The following is a 1871-nucleotide window of genomic DNA, read 5'->3' on the forward strand; positions in this document are numbered from 1 at the left end:
AATTGATATTAGAGTGAGTGCGCAGTTTTTAGACCGGTTGATTAAATCGAGTGACAGTAAGTCTATTCAAGACATCGCTATTTTTAATTTACGTGAAAAGCCTATCACTTACATCAATTTTGAAGATCCTTTTGCCGATGCTTCAGTAACAGGTCCAACACATTTTTTAATCAACAAAATAAACAACGCTATTGCAAGTAAGAATCGTCAACGGATATTTGCTCACTACTACCAAATTACCGCCACAGAGACTGAGTCTGATGAGATCCAGTTATTTCGAATTTTTTCACCTTATCTTTTAGTGTCACAACCTTTATATAATTACACTAACGATTTAGTCGTTATTCAAACTAGGTTAAAACCGAATTATCTTAAAAATCTATTTAATCAAGAGATTAGTCAGTATCAAGAATACCTTTCAGTTGAAATGTTTACACATCCTTTAACAGAGAAAACGCTTAATAATAGTATTGTCGTAGAACAAATTGAAGGCGTAGATTCATATCGTTTTACGGTAAAAGTATTTGATGGAATTGTGAACATCAATCTAAAAAAAGCGTTTTTTAACTCATCATTAATGAATTTAAAAATCAAAATTGGATTAGGCGCTCTGGCATTATCTTTATTTTGTTACTTTATTTTGCATTTGTTGATATATAGACAAATTATCCGGCCAATAACTGAATTGGCAGAAGGTGTTAATGGGGTACAGAAAGGTAATAGTGATTCACTTATACCGCTAAATACTAACGATGAAGTTGCAGAACTCAATAATAGTTATCTTGCATTAATTGAACGTATTCAGCAGTTAGCCAACAATGATGAGTTAACAGGCCTTGCTAATAGAGCATACTTCAACCGAGAACTAGATAATAAACTCGACTCGTGTACGGCTGAGACTAACACGTTAGGTTTGCTGTTTATCGATTTAGATAATTTTAAATACGTTAATGACAATTTTGGCCACGAGGCCGGCGATCGTGTTTTAGTTAACTTTGCTAACAGGTTGACAAATTCGTTAAGAAAAATCGATCGCGCAAAAAAACAACAACAATATCAATGTATCGCGCGATTAGGTGGTGATGAGTTTGTGGTATTGCTTGAAGGACTGCCTAATGCAGAAGAGTTAGAAGCGATAGCTCAACGCATTGTTGGATTGTTTGATTTGGGGTTTGAGGCTGACGGCAAAACTTATGATGTTCATGCCAGTATTGGAATTGCATTCCAGTTTGGTAACAAACATAAAGCTGATGCATTTTTACAGCAAGCTGATAGTGCCATGTATGCTGCAAAAAAAGCGGGGAAAAATAGTTATTGTACTTATGACGACTCGTTAGATAATCAATTAAAAGAGCAGAAATATATTGATTCTGAGGTATCAAAAGCGTTACGTCAAAACTCCTTGTATCTGGTTTATTTACCATACTTCGAAACTGAAACACTTGAGGTAAAAGGTTTTGAGGTATTGCTAAGGGCCCCAGAGTTAGAGAAGAAAGGCATTGGTCCTGATAAGTTTATTTCGATAGCAGAGCAAAGTGATCTGATTACAAAAATTGATTTATGGGTCATTAATGAAGCATTGAATAAGCTGGCAAATCTGCAGAGTATGCAAGGGTTTGACGGTACACTTGCTATCAATATTTCATCTCGAGAGCTGTTTAATGATGGTTTTGTAGCAGAAGTTTCGTCTTTAATGGAGCAATATGAAACACCACCTTATAAAATTATATTCGAAATTGCAGAGGCTCCGCTGCTTGCGAAAGATAAAAAAGTGTTAGTTAATCTCACTAGGTTAAAAGCATTGGGGATAAAAATTGCTATTGATAACTTTGGGATAAATTATTCAGCCTTTAGCCATTTAAATCATTATA

General features: G+C 34.8%; 1 protein-coding gene. It reads left to right on the plus strand.

Annotation, left to right across the window (positions count from 1 at the left end; genetic code table 11):
- Window positions 1-1871 (plus strand): diguanylate cyclase domain-containing protein (locus tag H5202_RS21705; protein WP_182773870.1); only part of this gene is annotated, 1871 nt, incomplete at both ends.

It is taken from the genome of Shewanella sp. SG41-4 (assembly GCF_014164505.1).
In the GTDB taxonomy this organism is placed as follows: Bacteria; Pseudomonadota; Gammaproteobacteria; order Enterobacterales; family Shewanellaceae; genus Shewanella.